The organism is Paraburkholderia caribensis, assembly GCF_002902945.1.
Lineage (GTDB): Bacteria > Pseudomonadota > Gammaproteobacteria > Burkholderiales > Burkholderiaceae > Paraburkholderia > Paraburkholderia caribensis.
The window spans coordinates 1,855,966-1,872,619 of record NZ_CP026103.1 but is presented as its reverse complement, the minus strand read 5'-3'; the positions used below and the strand labels follow the sequence as shown (position 1 = coordinate 1,872,619).

Below are 16,654 nucleotides of genomic sequence, written 5' to 3'. Positions count from 1 at the left end.
TCTCGCGCGGGCTGCAGGCACCGAAGCGGAACATCGTGCATTTATGTCACAATGTGCCTTATTTTGCTTTTGGTCAAACTGACGTCCCGATGCGCATTCCCGTACTTCTCGACCGGCGCGCCTTGCTGCGCGGCAGGCGGCTTTGGCTGCATTACGGCGTGTTCTGGCTCGGCGCGGTTGCGACCGGGCTTGTCGCCGTCATGTACGCGCGGCTGATCGATTTCGGCTACGACACGTTTCTGCGCTACACCACGGAGTTCTGGTGGCTGCCGCTCGTGCTGACACCCGCAGTCGCGGCGCTCGGCGTCTGGATTACGCGGCGCTGCTTCGCGGGCGCTGAAGGCAGCGGCATTCCGCAAGTCATCGCGACGCTGCACGAAGGGGGCGACCTCGGCCCGCGTCTGCTGACCCTGCGCATTCTGGTCGGCAAGATCGCCGTGTCGTTTCTGTCGATTCTCGGCGGATTCACCATTGGACGCGAAGGGCCGACCATCCATATCGGCGCCGCGCTGATGTTCAGCCTGCGGCGCTTCTATCCAGCCCGCTTGCGCAGCCTGCGCGGCGCGGGCCTGGAGCGCAAGCTCGCGCTGGCCGGGGCGGCGGCGGGGCTGTCCGCGGCATTCAATGCGCCGCTCGCGGGTGTCGTCTTCGCCATCGAAGAACTGACGCGCAGCTTCGAAACGCGCACCAGCGGCGTCCTGATTACGGCGATCATCTTCGCGGGGATCGTCTCGCTAGCCTTGCAGGGCAACTACACCTACTTCGGCACGATCGATATCGACGGGCATTTTCCCGATCTGCTCGTGGTTGCCGTCGTGATGCTGGGCGTCGTGACGGGCGTGGCGGGCGGCGCGTTCTGCTGGCTGCTGCTGAACACCCATCGCTGGATGCCGGCGCGCGTCGCGGCGTGGAGAGAGGCACATCCCGTTGCATTCGGCGCTGCGTGCGGCCTCTTCATTGCGGTGATCGGTGTCGCTGCAGGCGGTCATACGTTCGGCAGCGGCTATGCGGAAGCGCGCGGCATGCTGGAAGGCAATTCGCAGCTTGGCGCGAGTTACCCGCTGCTGAAGATGGCGTCGATGGTCGGATCGTATCTGCCCGGCGCGCCCGGTGGGTTGTTCGCGCCTTCGCTCGCGATCGGCGCGGGCATCGGCAACGCGCTGCATCTCGTGTTCGCGCACACGCAACTGCCGATGCTGATCGCGCTCGGCATGGTCGGCTATCTTGCCGCCGTCACGCAAAGCCCGATCACCGCGTTCGTGATCGTGATCGAAATGATCAACGGACACGCGCTGGTCCTCTCGCTGATGGCGACTGCGCTAATTTCCAGCCAGGTGTCGAAGCTGTTTGCGCCACCGCTTTACGAAGCGCTGGCGCAGCGTTATCTCGCGAAGCAGTGAGCGCGCATCACTTATCCGGCAACGCATACGCGATCACATAGTCGCCAAGCTTCGTGCCGAACGAGCCATGTCCGCCCGCCGCGATCACCACGTATTGCTTGCCGTTCGCTTCATAGGTCATCGGCGTGGCCTGGCCGCCAGCGGGAAGCCGCGCGCGCCATAGCTCCTCGCCTGTGTCGGTGCTGTAGGCGCGCAAATAGTTATCGGCCGTCGCGCCGATGAAGAACACGTGGCCTGCCGTCGTCATCGGACCGCCCAGCATCGGCATGCCCATCCTGAACGGCAGCGGAATGGGCGCGCTATCGCGAACCGTGCCGATGCGCTTTTTCCACACCACCTCGTTGGTCTTCAGATCGAGCGCTGCCACGTAGCCCCACGCAGGCTGCTTGCAAGGCAAGCCGATCGGCGACAGGAACGGGTTCAGCTCCACGCCGAACGGCACGCCGTATTGCGGCTGGATGCCCGCTTCGGTGCCCGTCCCGCCCTGGCCGTTCGCGGGCGGCTGAATCGGGTTGTGCGGCCCGCGTGCGACGAGCTTCGATACGAACGGCAGCGCGATCGGGTTGGCGATGGCGAGTTGCCGGTCGGTATCGACGGCCAGACCGCCCCATTCGAACATGCCGAGATTGCCCGGAAAAACCAGCGTGCCCTGTTCGGACGGCGGCGTGAACGGACCTTCGTAGCGAAGCCGGTGAAAGATCACCCGGCACGCGAGCTGGTCGAACATCGTTGCGCCCCACATGTCGGCGCCCGACAGGTTCTTCGCGGGCCGGAAGGTCAGTTGCGAGTAGGGCTGCGTCGGCGACACATGGTCGCCTTCGGCCGCACCTTGCGGCACGGGCTTCTCGGGTGCGGGCACGATCGGCGTGCCGGTGCGGCGATCCAGCACGAAGATGTTGCCCGTCTTCGCAGGCGCGTAGATCGCGGGCACGACGTTGCCGTTGCGGTCGGTGATGTCGGCGATGGTCGGCTGCGCGGGCAGATCCATGTCCCACAGATCGTGATGCACCGTCTGATAGAACCACGCCAGCTTGCCCGTCGATGCATGCAGCGCCAGCAGCCCGCTCGCGTAGCGTTCATCCTGCGGCGTGCGATTGCCGCCCCAGATGTCGGGCGTCGTCACGCCCATCGGCAGATAGACGAGGTCGAGCTTCGCGTCGTAGGCGGCGGGCGCCCACGAGTTCGGAGAATTGAACGTGTACGTGTGCTGGTCGTCGGGAATGGCGTTCGGCGTGTCCGAGCCTGGATCGAACGCCCACACGAGTTTGCCTGTTTCGACGTCGAAGCCGCGTATCACGCCGGACGGCTCGCGGGTCGAATAGTTGTCCGTGACCGATCCCGCCATCACGATGATCTTGTCGGTGACGATGGGCGGCGAGGTCGGTTCGTACTGCCCCACCGTCGTCACCGGTTGCAGATGCTGCAAGTCGAGGTCGCCGTTGTTGCCGAAACCGGCGCAGCGCTGTCCCGTTGCGGCATCGACTTCGAACAGATGGCCATTGTTGACGGGCAGGATCACGCGGCGTGCGCATGCGGGCAACGCGCGTTGCGCGGCTTGGTCCTTTGCGGCGGCGGCCGCCGCCGTCTCGTAATACGACACGCCGCGGCAGGTCACGTGCTGGAAGGTCTGGTCGGCTTTCAGGCCTGGATCGAAGCGCCATTTCTCCTTGCCTGTCGCGGCGTCCAGTGCGAACAGGATCTGATGCGGCGAGCACAGATAGAGCATGTCGCCGACCTTGAGCGGTGTGACTTCGTCGGTGATTTCACCGGGATCGTTGGGGCCTTTCTTGTCGCCCGTCTGAAAGGTCCACGCGACCTGCAGATCTTTTGCGTTTTGCTGGTTGATCTGCGTGAGCGGCGAATAGCGGGTGCCCGCTTGCGTGCGTCCGTAGGCCGTCCAGTCGCCGGGGCGCGGGTCGGGCTGCGCCGGCGCCGCGGCGGCGCTTTCAGCAACCTTGCCGTTGATTTCCTGCGGGTCGTTGAATGCCGCATACGCGAGCGCCACGCCCGTGAGAACGAGGCACACGACGAGCGCAACGGCACCGCCCCGCCGCGCGGATACATCGAACAGACGGAAGACGAACGGCAACAGCAGCCAGATGCCGAACAGGACGAGAATATCGGTGCGCGGCGCGAGCGCCCAGAAATCGAAACCCGCTTCGAACACGGCCCAGATCAGCGTGCCGATCAGCAACAGCGCATAGAGCGACAACGCGAGCCCGTTGCCGCGATGGATCAGCCACGCGACGGCGAGCAACACGATGCCCGCAACGATGTAATAAGGGGTGCCGCCTATCGTGACGAGCCAGATGCCGCCTGTCAGCAGGTACAGACCGGACAGCACCGCGAACAGAACGGTCAGCCATGCGATGACGGGCGGCGACGTGCGTCCCGACAGGCCCCGGGAGGAGTTCGCTCGGTTCTCATCGTTCATGCTGTCAGCCTCCTGTTCGTGCTTGATGGCGCGTTGCGCGTGCGATGCTCAACCTGTATCGCTTAGCAACATGCGGACCTGAAAGCGTATGCGAAGTGGATCAGTGCGCAACGCGATACTCGCACGCGTGCTGTCGACTCGACTCATCGTGCACCGTGTCGGGATGTATCGCAAGCAAACAGTCACTGCACAAACTTTGTGGAGGCGTGACGCGTGCGATCGCACGCGAACACATTCAGGCCGCGCCCAATTCGAGCGTGCGTGTATCGATCGGCCTGATGACGCTTTCACAGGCGGGTGCGCCCGTCTTCAGATGGACGACGAGATCGTAGGTTGTCGAAGGACGAGTGAGCATCAGGCAGGTGGACTCGGTGTTCGCGACACGCGTTGCGTGCCACACGTTGGGGCGCATGCAAAGACCTTTGCCGACGGGAATCTCGAATGCGCGCAGCGAGTTGAGGTCCGGCTCGCCGTCTTCGAGCGACGTCGCGACGATATGCACGACGGGCGCCGTCAAAGGCACGATGGCCTGCTGCGTCAGTCGATGCAATTCGAGCGCGGAAATCTCCGCGCCACGATTGCGGTACACGACCCAGAGTATTTCGGTTTCGCCCGCCGTGCCCGTATCGAACAGATGCTCGCGCCAGAAGTCCGACGCCGGGCTGACGAAGGCCGGCGCGTCGCCGTCCGTGCGTACGGGCTTGCCGAGCATCCAGCCATACGGTTCACAGCGATTCGCTTCGAGCGGTTCGATCGGAATGGAAAGAGCGGTCAGCATGTCGGCGTACTCGTGTTGACGAATGGATCGGTCATGCGTGCGAGATGGCGTCGTCGGATGGTGGGAACAGCGCGAACTCCGGCCCATGTTTCAGGCTGAAATCGAGCACGACGTTCAGCGCGAGACGCGTGATCGACTCGGCAAGCAGGCTGTCGGGCGTGCGCCGGTACGCGGCGACCAGCGGCAATGCGGGCACGCGGTGCGTGACCTGCAAGAGTTGCAACTGACCCGCTTCGAGCTCGCGCATCACGAACGCGGGCGGCAGCACGGCAATGCCGAATCCGTCGACCACGAGCCGGATGATTGCCGCCACCGACGAAAGACAATTGATCTGCACCTGCACGTCGCCACTCGCCGCGAACAGGCCCGTCAGGAACTCATGCGGCGGCGAGTGACGCGCGAAGCTGATCACCGGATACGCGGCCAGTTCGGTTTCGGTGAGCGCCTGCGCGGACAGATTGAGCGCCGGGCTCGCCATCCAGCGCATCGGCAGGCTGCCGAGCGGCACATTCGTCATGTCCGCGCCGGCGACGCTCGTCGTCTGGAACGACACGTCGATATGCCCGTTCGCCAGTTGAGCGGACAGGTTCGCGGAGGTGTCGCTGGTCAGCTCGATCACGAGGTTCGGATATTCGTCGCGAATGCGCTTGAGCAGATCGGGCAGCCACGTGTGCACGATCGACTCGATCGCGCCGAGCCGCAGCAGGCCCGACACCTTCGAGCGATCGCCGACGCTCGCGAGCATCGCCTGATTCAGCTTCAGCATCTGTTCGGCAAACGGCAGCGCTTTGCTGCCGTCCTGCGTGAGCGTCGCTTCCTTCGGGCCGCGCTCGAACAGCCGCACGCCGAGTTCCTGTTCGAGCGCGGAAATGCGGCTCGAAATGGCTGCCTGGGTCGCGTGCAGCCGCTCGGCCGTCAGGCGAAAGCTGCGCAGCCGCGCCAGCCAGACAAAGGTTTCCAGAAATCGCAGATTCATTCACAACCCTGACGAGGCAAGCACGAATGGCTCAGTGTAGCGCCGCGACCCGCCGCAGGTGACAAGAAAAATTTCAACCACGCGACAACTTTAATTTGTTGGACACGTACGGCGCAGGCGCCAAAACTTCGCAACACATGCCCATCGACGCAAGGGCAAACACACTGTCAAACCAGAGGACGTTGCGATGAAGAAAGTGTCATGCGAAATCGAAGGCGGGTTGCCCGTAGAAGTGAACGCGAGCCGTCTCGTGATTGCGGGCTGGGCGGGACGCGACCATGCCGAGGTCGAGCATCATATTCGCGAGCTGGAAGCGATCGGCGTGCGCAGGCCGTCGAGCGTGCCATGCTTCTATGAAGTCGCGCCCGCCTTGCTGACGACGGCGGACAGCATCGAGGTGATCGGCGGGCATTCGTCGGGCGAAGTGGAAGTCGTGCTGATCCAGACGCAAGAGGACGGTTTGCTGGTCGGCATCGGTTCGGATCATACGGACCGCAAGGTCGAAGGCTACGACGTTGCCGTGTCGAAGCAGATGTGCGCGAAACCGCTCGGCAAGACCCTGTGGCGCTACGCGGACGTAGCTGCACATTGGGACGCGCTGATTGCGCGCAGCTGGCGCATCGACGCGAACGGCGAGCGTATCCGTTATCAGGAGGGCATGCTGGCGCGGCTGATCCATCCCGAGCCGCTGATCTGGCGTGCGTTCGGTTCGACGTCGATGATTCCCGAAACCGTGCTGTTCTGCGGCACGCAGCCCGTGCTCGGCGCGCTGACGTCAGCGCGCGCGTACGAACTGGAGTTGCACGATCCTGTGCTTGGGCGCAGCTTGCGGCATCGCTATGGCGTCGATGCGCTTGCGCATACGGAGTGATCGCGATGCGCACCATTCGTGAATCCGGCAAGGCGCTCGCAGCGAAAAAGCGCTCGGCAGGCGAACTGCTCGATGCGAGCCTTGCGGCCATCGACGCCGACCTCGCAGGAGGCGGATCGACCTACACGCAGATCGACCGCGCGGCGGCGCGCGAAGCGGCCGCCAGCAGCGACGCGTTTCGCGAGCGCGGTTATGTGCCGTCCGTCGTGGCGGGCGTGCCGGTATCGGTGAAGGACCTGTTCGACATCAAGGGGCAAGTGACGACCGCGGGCTCGCGGATACTGCGCGACGCGGCGCCTGCCGTGCGAGACGCCGCCGCTGTCGCGCGTCTGCGCGAGGCGGGCGCGGTGTTCGTGGGCCGCACCAACATGAGCGAGTTCGCGTTCTCCGGCCTCGGGCTGAATCCGCACTACGGCACGCCGCTCAATCCTGCTCATGCCGGGCGTCTTGCAGGCGGCTCCAGTTCGGGCGCGGCAGTGTCCGTCGCGCTGGGGCATGTGGCCGCCGCGCTCGGCACCGACACGGGCGGCTCGGTCCGCATTCCCGCCGCGTTCTGCGGACTGGTCGGCTTCAAGCCGACCGCGCGGCGCGTGCCGCTCGACGGCACCGTGCCGCTGTCGACGTCGTTCGATTCGATCGGGCCGATTGCGCACAGCGTCGACTGTTGCGCGCTGATCGACGGCATTGTCTCCGGCGAGGCGCTCGACACGGCGCCGCGCCCACTCGCAGGACTTCGGCTGGGCGTTACGTCCGACTACGTGGCCGACGATCTCGACGAGACCGTCAGCGCCGCGTTCAATCGCACGATCGGCATGTTGCGGCGCGCGGGCGCATCGGTGGAGCGCTTTGCGTTTCCCGAGTTGCACGAGGTCGCGGGCCGCTATCCGCTTGCGGGCATCACGGCCGCGCAGGCGTGGGCGTGGCATCGCGGGCACGTTGCGCGCGATGCCGATGCGTATGACCCGCGCGTGCTCAAACGTCTGCGCGCCGGGGAAGGGCGCAGCGCCGCCGACTATATCGATCTGCTCGCCGCGCGCGAGCGCTTCGTGCGCGATACGCGGGCGCGTCTTGCGAGCTTCGATGCGTGGCTGATGCCGACGGTCGCCATTGTTCCGCCTGCCATTGCGAGCGTCGAAGGCGACGACGAGGCGTTCTCGTCGACGAATGCAAAGGTGCTGCGCAATCCCGCTGTCGTGAACTTCATGGACGGCTGCGCGCTCACGCTGCCTTGCCATCGCGAAGGCGAACTGCCCGTCGGCCTGTCGATCTGCGGGCCTGCGCTCGCCGATGCATCGATTCTCGCGATAGCGCGCAGCGTTGAAGCGTTGCTCAGGCATAGCGAAACGGTCGTGCCCGCATAAGGTTTGTTTATCGGCAGCAAAAAGAATTTCTCGTTGGACGCGTAATTACGGCGAACGAATACTGGATTTCAGGCGCGATGGAATCGACGGCGCGCTTGTTCAGAACCTTTACCGCATTGATGACCAAAGTGAGGCAGCCCGTGAATCAAACTTTCCACTCTTTAGCTGGTGTCGTTGCGCTGGCCGCTATTCAGACATGCGCGCAAGCCGCCGATGCCGCGCCCGCTGTCGTGCTGATCGGGCATGCGGCGCCGCTCACCGGGCAACTCGCGAACATGGGCAAGGACAGCGAAAACGCTGCGCGCCTCGCAGTCGATGAGATCAACAGTCTGCACCCTGTGATCGGTGGCAAGCCGGTACGTCTGCAACTGGATTCGCAGGACGACGCCGCCGACCCGCGCACGGGAACCCAGGTCGCGCAGAAACTGGTCGACGAAGGCGTGGTGGCCGTAGTCGGCGATATCAACTCGGGCGTGTCGATTCCCGCGTCGCGCATCTATAGCGAAGCGCAAGTGGTGCAAATTTCTCAAGGCTCGACGAATCCTGCTTACACGCAACAGGGTTACAAGACGACGTTTCGCGTCGTCGCGACGGATGCATTGCAGGGACCGGCGCTCGCGCGTTACGCGCTCGATTCGCTGCACGCGAAACGGATTGCCGTGATCGACGATTCGACGGCCTATGGGCAGGGGCTCGCCGACGAGTTCGTGAAGGCGGCGAAGGCGAACGGCGGGACGATCGTCGCGCGCGAAGCCACCAACGACAAGGCCACCGACTTCCGCGCGATCCTGACCAGAATCAAAGGGCTGCGGCCCGACGTCATCATGTATGGCGGTTCCGATGCGACGGCCGGACCGCTGGTGAAGCAGGCGGCGAATCTCGGCATGACGGCGAGCGTGCTCGGCGGCGACGGGGCATGCACGGACAAGATGGTGAGCCTTGCGGGCGACGCGATCGGTAACCTGGTGTGCTCCGAAGCAGGACTCGCGCTCTCGAAGATGCCGAAGGGGCAGGAGTTCGATCGTCGCTACACCGCGCGCTACAAGGTGCCTATCGATGCGTACGCACCGTTTGCCTACGATGCCGTCTACGTCATTTACGACGCGATGAAGCGCGCCAATTCGACGGAGCGGGCCAAAGTCCTGGCCGCGATGCCCGTCACGCAGTATGACGGCGTGATCGGCAAGATCGCATTCGATACGCACGGCGATCTGAAGGACGCCGCCATCACGATCTATCAGTTCAAGGACAAGAAAAAGACCGTGATGGATGTGATTCGAATGTGAGATCGAAGCCGCGCCGTGCGCGGGTAAGAACTCCCGCTTACGTTGGCGGCGACGGTTGATGCATGGGCTGGTCCATAGGGACACAGCCCATTTCGATTTTTATCGGCATCCGTACTATCGGGAGTGGGCGGACCAAAATTACGTATCTGAAAGGCGATCGGCAGGGGGATGAAAGTCTTGGTCCCCTGGCGGTGACGCACGCAAACGTTGGCGCGCATAAAACGCAAACATAGGCGTCGCATAAATGCCCAAACTGGGAAAAGTCCAAGTATTACAGCGTGTTACATGTGATATCGTTGCGGTCTTCCGAGACATTTCTTAATTCGTCTCATTACCTAGGCCGTCTCGGCCACAAGTTGAAGAGTGTCCGGTAGTCCGGCAAACGAGATTTCATGCAAGTTCAAAACGCCCGTCGCTGGGCGCCTCGTGGGGCACGGCGATGGATTGCCGCGATTGCCGCGCTGTGTATCGCGAGTGGCGTGCGCCTTCTGCTGCACCCGCTTCTCGGTCCTGTGATGCCGGGTACTGCGTTCAGCGTTGCTGCCGTGCTGATCGAGTACTACTTCGGCCTTGCCCCCGCACTAACCGTGATGCTGGCCGGCCTGTGCATCGCCGACTATCTGTTCGTGCCGCCATACGCGGTGCTTGGTTTCATCGACCGTTCGGACGTGCTGTTCATCGTCTCGTTTCCGCTTGTCGCGCTGATCTTTATTACGCTGATCGAAAGGTTGCGGCGCGCGCAATTTCGCGCGGAGCTGATCGCGTCGGTCGCGCAGTCGCGCTACGAGATGCTGCTGCGTCACGACAACGACCGCATGCTCGCGCGCCGCGCCGTCGATGAAACGCACAGGCTGCTGCGTCATCTGTCGCAACATAGCAAGGCGTTCGTGCTGATTCAGGCGCTCGAACGCATGCCCGCGTGGACCAACGGCACTGAGGCGGGCAGTACGCGCGAGGCCAGGGCAAGCGCGCTTGCCGTTGCCCTGCCGCCGGCGGAGATCGCGCCAGGCCCCCGTTTCGACGATGTCGACCCCGAGGATATTCGCCGCCTGTCGAACGCACTGTGGCCGGGCTCGCATCGTGTGCGGCTGCGCGCGAGCGAGGCGACGGCGATGCATGCATCGGCGGGTGCTCAGGGTGAGACGGGCGATAGCGCCGCACAACTTGTCGATTGCATCTGCGAACGGTTCACGACGCACGCGGGCGATTTCCTCGTGTTGCGCATCGGCGAGTGACACACATGAAAACCTCGGTCCGAACGATCTTCAACGAAGGCGACAGCCATGCTGTGCTGATGTTGCATGGCCTGTCCAGCTCGCCGCTGGAATTGCGCTACCTCGCGCGCTTTCTGAACGATGAAGGCTTCACGACGTGCGCGCCCGTGCTCAATGGCTACACGGCGGGTTCGCAAGAACAGGCGATGGAACACTGGCTCGACGCGGCAACCCGCGAATACGATGCGCTTGCCGCGCGCTACGAGCGCGTGTCGATCTGCGGGCTTTCGATCGGTGCGGCGCTCGCGCTCGCGCTCGTGCACCGTCGCCCGCAGGCGCAGGCCGTCGCGCTGCTGTCGCTGACGCTCGCGTACGACGGCTGGGCGATTCCGTGGTATCGCTTCCTGCTGAACTGGGCGTACTACTCGCCGCTGCGATCGCGCTATCGCTATCGCGAATCGGCGCCGTACGGGCTGCGCAACGATGCGCTGCGAGCCAAGATCGCACGGGCGATGGAACGCGACGACTTCAGCGAAGTCGGCCCATCGACGATCTCGCTGCCCGCATTGCACGAAGCCAGCCGGCTCGCGGCAAGCGTGCGCTCGCAACTGCGCGCGATCCGCAACGACTGCCTGATCATTCACGCCATCGACGACGAAACATCGAGCCCGCGCAATCCGCGCGTCGTGTCTTCGTCGATTGGATCGAGCTTCTTGCGCACCATCTGGCTCGACGATTCGTACCACATGATCACATCCGACAACGAGCGCGAGATCGTCGCGCGGGAGACCGCGCTGTTTCTGCGCGAAAGCGAAATCACGAGCCGTACGGGCGACGCGGGCGGGAAGCCCGTGGTGTCGAAGGCGCTTGCCCGCCGGTTGCGGCAACTTGCGGCGATGAGCAAAGGCCGCGCGTGATGATGAAGCAGCGTTCCCTGATTGCGGCACGACGCGCCGTTACGCTGGCGGCGGCGATGACGCTGGCGCTCCAAGCAGCGGAAGCATGGGCCGACGATGCGCCTTCGTCCTCTGCGTCAACTTCGCAGCAAAGCGACGCGGCAGCAAAACCCGCCAGCAAATGGAAGATCGGCATCGGGCCGGGTGTCGTCGTCACGCCGCTGTATCCCGGCTCGCGTGAACTGCGTGTGTTTCCCTATCCCGCGCTCGACATCTCTTACGACGATCGCGTGTTCTCGCAAGGCCCCGACGTGCTGGGCCTGAACGTGCTGCGCAGCGAGGACTATCACGTCGGCGCTGCGCTCAGCTTCGATTTCCAGTCGCGCCAGGAAAAGGACGACCCGCATCTGCACGGGCTGGGTAACGTCGACGGCGGTCCGAAACTGAAGCTCTTCGCCGACTACACGGTATGGATGTTCACCGGCTCCGTGGCGATGTATCAGGACATCGCCGGGCATGGTCAGGGCAAGACCGTCGTCACCGACCTTTATGCGTCGCTGCCTGTTGGAGGCTGGCTGTTTTCGATGGGGCCGGGCTTCACGTGGGCGGACGCGGAGTACACGCGCACGTTCTTCGGCGTGTCGAGCCAGCAGAGCGCAGCATCGGGACTGCCTGCGTACAACACGGGCGCAGGCATTCGCGACGTGCATCTGAATGGCTACGTCAGCTACGACATATCGAAGCACTGGGCCGCCTCGGTCGCGGTGACGCTTGGACGGTTGCAGCACTACGCGGCCGCGAGCCCCATCACCGAGCGCCGAAGCGAACTCAACACGCTTGCATCCGTGAATTATCGTTTCTGATCTCGGGCGAGATCCAGCCTGAACAGCAACGAATCCCGATCCGGGTAAGGGTACTTGACGGGCAATTCATCGGCCGCGATCTGCCGGAACCCCTGACGTCGGTAGAACGCATGCGAGCGCGTCGAAACGGAAGGGGTATCGAGCAGGATCGTTTCGATGCCTTTACGCTTTGCATGTGCCAACAGCGTTTCGTAAAGACGCGACGCGCATCCCATCCCCGCGCCTCGCCACGCTGCCGATACAAAGAACTTCTTCAGCACCGCAACCGTTGCCGTTTCGATCTGCAGCGCGATCGTGCCGACCACATGCGCCTCGGCGTCGAGCGCGATCCAGAAGCCGCCGCCATGTGCGATGAAGCATCGATTGATATCGAGAAGCTCGGGCTGATCGTCGATCGACAGGCCAACCTTGCTCTCGTCATTCTGGATATGCAGGATCAGGCCGATGACCTCGTCGGTGAACGAATCCTGGAAGGCGGCGATGCGAGGCGGTGTGGTGGCGGTGTGCATGGGAACGTGCGCTCGGGCAATGTACGAGGCACTACCTTATGCGTCGCGCGGCAGCCGATCTAGAACGTTCTTGCGCTGTTTCGCCGCGCCACCGCACCGGGCGTCACGCCGAACACGGCCTTGAAGTGGCGTCCGAGATGGCTTTGATCGGCGAAGCCAGTCGCGGCGGCAGCGGCGGAAGGCGTCATGCCTTCCAGTAACAGGTGCTTCGCCGTCTTCAGGCGCAGCACGAGCTGGTAACGATGAGGACTCAGCCCAAACGCAGCGGTAAAGCGCCGGCACAATTCGGACGCCGATAGCGACGCCTCGCGCGCCAGCTCGTCGAGCGATACGTTACGGCTGGAAAATGCCTGCAAGTAGGCCCGCGCGTCGCGCAGACGTTTGTCGGCGGCTATCGAAGAAAACGGCGCAGACGTATTCCGATCGTTCATCGAACCGAGCACCGCCTCACACAACAGAGCCCATTCATCGGGCCATGCCGAATGCTGCGAGCCTTGCATCGACAACGCGGCGAACTGCGCGAACGGCGCCATTGCACGGCGCATCGTCACAGGCTGCAAAATTACGTTTGGCGAAACACCGTGAATATCGCACTGCAAACGCCATTCGTCATCGGGCACATAGAGCATCACGTATTCGCATCCGTGATCGCCGATGGACATTCCCGCATGCGCGACGTGCGGCGCAATCGCGTACACCTCGCCCGCCTGGACGATCGACGGTTGCCGCGCGCTGGTCATCGAGTCCTTTGCGCCGCGAAGCACGGCGCCGATCGCCCACGTGTCGTGCGCATGCGGCGTGAACCGATGGCGCTCGAAGCGGGCATGAAGCACTTCGATACCCGTGCCGTCGGCATAGCCATACCGCGCATGCTCTTTTGCTGTTGTCCGGGCGTTGTCAGTGGAGCGGGGCATCGTGCGTGTCATGCAACGGGTAAGTGGCGCATTTACGCATGCCAGAGCGAAGCTTTCGCCCTGAGCGTTTCGATCGCGAGGTCGAGAAAGGCACGCACTTTCTGGTTCGCATGCTTGCCTTCGCGATGGACGACATGCACGGGCAACGCAGCCAGCTCGTAATCGGCCAGCACGGCGCGCAGCGTGCCTTCCGCGAGTTCCTGCGCGACCTGATACGACAACAGCCGCACGATACCCAGCCCCGCCACGGCCGACGAGATCGCGGAATCATTGGTCGTGGTCACGAGACGCGGCTGGATCGGCACCGTCAGCGGCTTGTCGTCCACGCGAAAGCGCCATTCGGGCGCGGGCGTGAGGCCCGTCGCCTGCACCGTGACATGAGACGCGAGATCTTCGGGACGCTGCGGCACGCCATGCGCTTCCAGATATGCAGGCGAAGCGCACAGCACGCGGCGCACCTTGCCGACAGCGATTGCCTGCAACGATGAATCCGGCAGGTCGCCGATGCGGACCGCGACATCCGCCCCTTCGTCGACGAGATTCACGACGCGATCCAGAAACCAGCAATTCAGATTGACGGCCGGATAGCGCGTCAGATAGTCGTGAGCGATGGGCGTCACATACATCTTGCCGAACAGCACAGGTGCCGTCACGGTCAACTGGCCGCGCGGCGTGGTGTTCGCACCGGCGGCGGAAAGCTCGGCCACCTCGACTTCCGCGAGGATGCGGCGGCAATCTTCGAAGAACTTGGCACCCGCATCGGTCATCCGCACGATGCGCGTCGTGCGGGTCAACAGCCGCACGCCGAGGTGTTCTTCGAGTTCGTTCATCACCCGGCTGATGACCGATGGCGACACGTTGAGTTTGCGCGCCGCGGACGCGAAACCTTCCGTCTCGACCACGGTCACGAAGGTGTTCATTGCCTGGAGCCTGTCCATGTCTGAGGAGATGAACGGGAAGCGGATAGAGGACGCCTGCCGGGCGTCGGCAGGCAAGCGAGCGTCAAGCATAACAGCGTTTCGCAACCCTCCCCGTGCAGCCTGCCTCACAGATCGAGCAGCAGGCGGTCGCCGCCGCCCGTGTCCGCATTGGCGGGCACGGCGCAACAGATCAACGCTTCGTCGTCGGGCACGGTGAACTCCGGCGTCATGGTGTACGCCACCGCGCCTTCCACGATGCGCGTGCGGCAAGTCCCGCAGCTGCCGCCCCGACAACCGAATTCAGGATTCAGTCCGCGCGCTTCCGCAAGCTCCAGCAGCGAACCGCTGTCCGGACTCCAGCGCGCTTCCTTGCCCGACTTGACGAAGGCGATGGGGACCGGTTGCTCCGCTGCGACGCGAACGGGACCCGTGACGGCGGCAGCATCTTTTCTGCGTTGCAGGCCCGATGGTCCGAACGCTTCGGCATGAATACGGTTGTCAGCGACGTTGAGATTGCGCAAGCCGTCGTACATGGACTGCATGAACGCCGATGGTCCGCAAAGATAGAAGTCGTAGTCGTTGAAGGGCAGCGTGTCGCACAGCAACGCGACATCGATCCGGCCTTCCACGTCGAAGTCTTTGCCTTCGCGCGCGCCGTCGATGTGACTCAATGCGCGCACCACGTTCACCGCGCCCTTCGCGGATGCCGCGAGCGTTTCGATCTCGCGGCTGAACGCGCGCTCTTTCAGCGTACGCGCCGACTGGAAGAACCAGGTGGGGCGCACGCGCCGCGTGCGCAGCCCTTCGTAGACGATGTGCCTGAGCATCGCGAGCATGGGCGTGATGCCGACCCCGGCGGCGAGCAGCACGGCGGGACGGCGCTCGGCGGCGTCGATCGTGAACTGGCCGGCGGGCGCACGCGCTTCGACGATGCTGCCGATGTGCAGCGTGTCGTGCAGATGTGACGATACGAGCCCATCGCGCTTCACGCTGATCCGGTAGAGGCCGTCGGCGGGGGCCGTCGACAGCGTGTAGGTTCGGATCACAGCCTTGTCGTGACCGGGCGGCATGACGCGGATGGGCAGATGCTGACCCGCGATATGTGGAATGAGCCCCGCGCCGTCGACCGGTTCGAGATGAAACGAACGGATCACCGAGCTTTCGTCGACGACATTCGTCACCTTGAACGGCCGCCATGCGTTCGCCAGTTCGGCGGCCTTCAGGCGGCTCGTCACTTCGTCCCAGCTGCCTGTCATCAGCGAGTTCGGGGACCAGCCATTGGCCTGGAACTTCCAGCGCAGCGGCAGCGCGCCCTCGCGATACACGATGCGTCGCGGCGTGAAATGCCACAGCCGTTCCGCGCCCTGAAACGCGGCAATCTCGGGCGAATCCAGATCGACGGTCGCTTCGCCCGTCAATTGCAGCAGGTCGCCCGTTTCGAAGTCGGCGAAGACGAGCCCAGCGCGCGGATTGACGAGGAAGTTGCCGAGCGTCGCGAAGAAGAGGTTGCCCGCGAAATCGGGAATGGTCAGCCGGCCGTCGTCGCCGATCCGCACGAAGCCCGCCTTGCCGCCGCGATGCGATACGTCGACCTGACGGTGCTCGCCTTCGCCCACATAGGACGCGACGAACAGCGTGTCCGCTGCTTCGATCATCGCGCGGGCGTGTCCGGTCAGGCCAGCGAACTCCTTGGGCGCGATCGCGGAAAAACTGCCGGGATCGCGGATGAATTCGAAATCGCGCGCCTGGATATATTGCGGGCAATTGCCGAAGCTTTGTATGACCTCGACGTCGAAACCGTGCGGCGTCGCGCCACGCAACAGGCCGTTCATGCGATTGCGGCGGCGCGTGTGCAACTCGATTCCGAGCAGGCCGATCGCCGCGCCTTCGTGCAAGCCCCCGGACGCCGGGTCATGCGGGTCGGCGGCGACGGCCATGTGCAGAACCTTCTCGGTCGGCGACTGCATGAAGCCCGGCTGACCGGCCACGAGTGTCGCCCATACGTCGCCGTCGTCAGCCACCGCGCCTGCCACGATGAACGGCAATTGTCTGTAGAAAGTGCGGTGCTGATCGGGCATGTAGTCGCGGATTACCCGGCGGCCGAGTTCCTGCATCTTCGCCGCCACGCCGACTTTCTCCTGCAGCGCCAGTTCGCCTGCGTGCCAGGGCGACCCTTTTTCCGTCGATACCGTGCTCATGATTTGCCTCCGGGCGTAAAGCCGGGAAAGCCAC

The 16,654-nt window shown here is 63.9% G+C and carries 14 protein-coding genes; 7 read left to right on the top strand and 7 right to left on the bottom strand.

The features are described from left to right. Positions 1-89 precede the first annotated feature (89 nt). Positions 90-1,400 (top strand): chloride channel protein, encoded by a 1,311-nt coding sequence (locus C2L66_RS38055; protein ID WP_054931272.1) that lies wholly within the window; start codon positions 90-92, stop codon positions 1,398-1,400. A gap of 7 nt (positions 1,401-1,407) precedes the next feature. Here the strand turns inward: C2L66_RS38055 and C2L66_RS38050 are convergent, their stop codons facing one another. The 3 genes from C2L66_RS38050 to C2L66_RS38040 all read right to left on the bottom strand — a co-directional run bounded on the left by C2L66_RS38050 (position 1,408) and on the right by C2L66_RS38040 (position 5,588). Then, the gene (locus C2L66_RS38050) at positions 1,408-3,834 is read right to left on the bottom strand and encodes a glucose/quinate/shikimate family membrane-bound PQQ-dependent dehydrogenase (protein WP_054931271.1); all 2,427 of its coding nucleotides are present in this window, start codon (positions 3,832-3,834) and stop codon (positions 1,408-1,410) included. A gap of 235 nt (positions 3,835-4,069) precedes the next feature. Beyond that, positions 4,070-4,612, bottom strand: coding sequence for an ureidoglycolate lyase (locus C2L66_RS38045; RefSeq protein ID WP_054931270.1), 543 nt, complete (start codon positions 4,610-4,612; stop codon positions 4,070-4,072). A 31-nt stretch (positions 4,613-4,643) separates the two neighbouring features. Continuing rightward, complete coding sequence (locus C2L66_RS38040) at positions 4,644-5,588, bottom strand: LysR family transcriptional regulator (protein ID WP_054931269.1); 945 nt, start codon at positions 5,586-5,588, stop codon at positions 4,644-4,646. Positions 5,589-5,775: 187 nt separating this feature from the next. On the opposite strand from C2L66_RS38040, the gene C2L66_RS38035 reads away from it, so the two are divergent. The 6 genes from C2L66_RS38035 (at position 5,776) to C2L66_RS38010 (ending at position 12,079) form a co-directional block, all read left to right on the top strand. After that, positions 5,776-6,459: a DUF2848 domain-containing protein gene (locus C2L66_RS38035; protein ID WP_060609332.1), complete on the top strand. Its 684-nt coding sequence runs from the start codon at positions 5,776-5,778 to the stop codon at positions 6,457-6,459. Between the two features lie 5 nt (positions 6,460-6,464). After that, the gene (locus C2L66_RS38030; protein ID WP_060610610.1) at positions 6,465-7,820 is read left to right on the top strand and encodes an amidase; all 1,356 of its coding nucleotides are present in this window, start codon (positions 6,465-6,467) and stop codon (positions 7,818-7,820) included. A 119-nt stretch (positions 7,821-7,939) separates the two neighbouring features. Next, positions 7,940-9,106: a branched-chain amino acid ABC transporter substrate-binding protein gene (locus C2L66_RS38025; RefSeq protein WP_409372658.1), complete on the top strand. Its 1,167-nt coding sequence runs from the start codon at positions 7,940-7,942 to the stop codon at positions 9,104-9,106. 392 nt (positions 9,107-9,498) lie between these two features. Further along, complete coding sequence (locus tag C2L66_RS38020) at positions 9,499-10,341, top strand: DUF4118 domain-containing protein (protein ID WP_054931266.1); 843 nt, start codon at positions 9,499-9,501, stop codon at positions 10,339-10,341. Positions 10,342-10,346: 5 nt separating this feature from the next. Then, positions 10,347-11,237 carry an alpha/beta hydrolase gene (locus tag C2L66_RS38015; RefSeq protein ID WP_060609326.1) on the top strand — a complete coding sequence of 297 codons (891 nt, stop codon included), beginning with the start codon at positions 10,347-10,349 and terminating at the stop codon, positions 11,235-11,237. Beyond that, positions 11,237-12,079 (top strand): MipA/OmpV family protein, encoded by an 843-nt coding sequence (locus C2L66_RS38010; RefSeq protein ID WP_060609325.1) that lies wholly within the window; start codon positions 11,237-11,239, stop codon positions 12,077-12,079. Before C2L66_RS38015 ends, C2L66_RS38010 begins: the two co-directional genes overlap by 1 nt. On the opposite strand, the gene C2L66_RS38005 is transcribed toward C2L66_RS38010, so the two are convergent. The 4 genes from C2L66_RS38005 to C2L66_RS37990 form a co-directional block, all read right to left on the bottom strand. After that, positions 12,067-12,588 (bottom strand): GNAT family N-acetyltransferase, encoded by a 522-nt coding sequence (locus tag C2L66_RS38005; protein WP_054931263.1) that lies wholly within the window; start codon positions 12,586-12,588, stop codon positions 12,067-12,069. The two genes, C2L66_RS38010 and C2L66_RS38005, sit on opposite strands and share 13 nt — an antisense overlap. A 59-nt stretch (positions 12,589-12,647) precedes the next feature. Beyond that, a complete protein-coding gene (locus C2L66_RS38000; protein WP_060610606.1) occupies positions 12,648-13,502 on the bottom strand; it encodes an AraC family transcriptional regulator in 855 nt (284 codons plus the stop codon). 32 nt (positions 13,503-13,534) lie between these two features. After that, entirely contained in the window at positions 13,535-14,440 is a 906-nt protein-coding gene (locus C2L66_RS37995) for a LysR family transcriptional regulator (protein ID WP_060609322.1), read from the bottom strand. Between the two features lie 107 nt (positions 14,441-14,547). Further along, the gene (locus C2L66_RS37990; protein ID WP_060609319.1) at positions 14,548-16,620 is read right to left on the bottom strand and encodes a 2Fe-2S iron-sulfur cluster-binding protein; all 2,073 of its coding nucleotides are present in this window, start codon (positions 16,618-16,620) and stop codon (positions 14,548-14,550) included. Between the last annotated feature and the right edge of the window lie 34 nt (positions 16,621-16,654).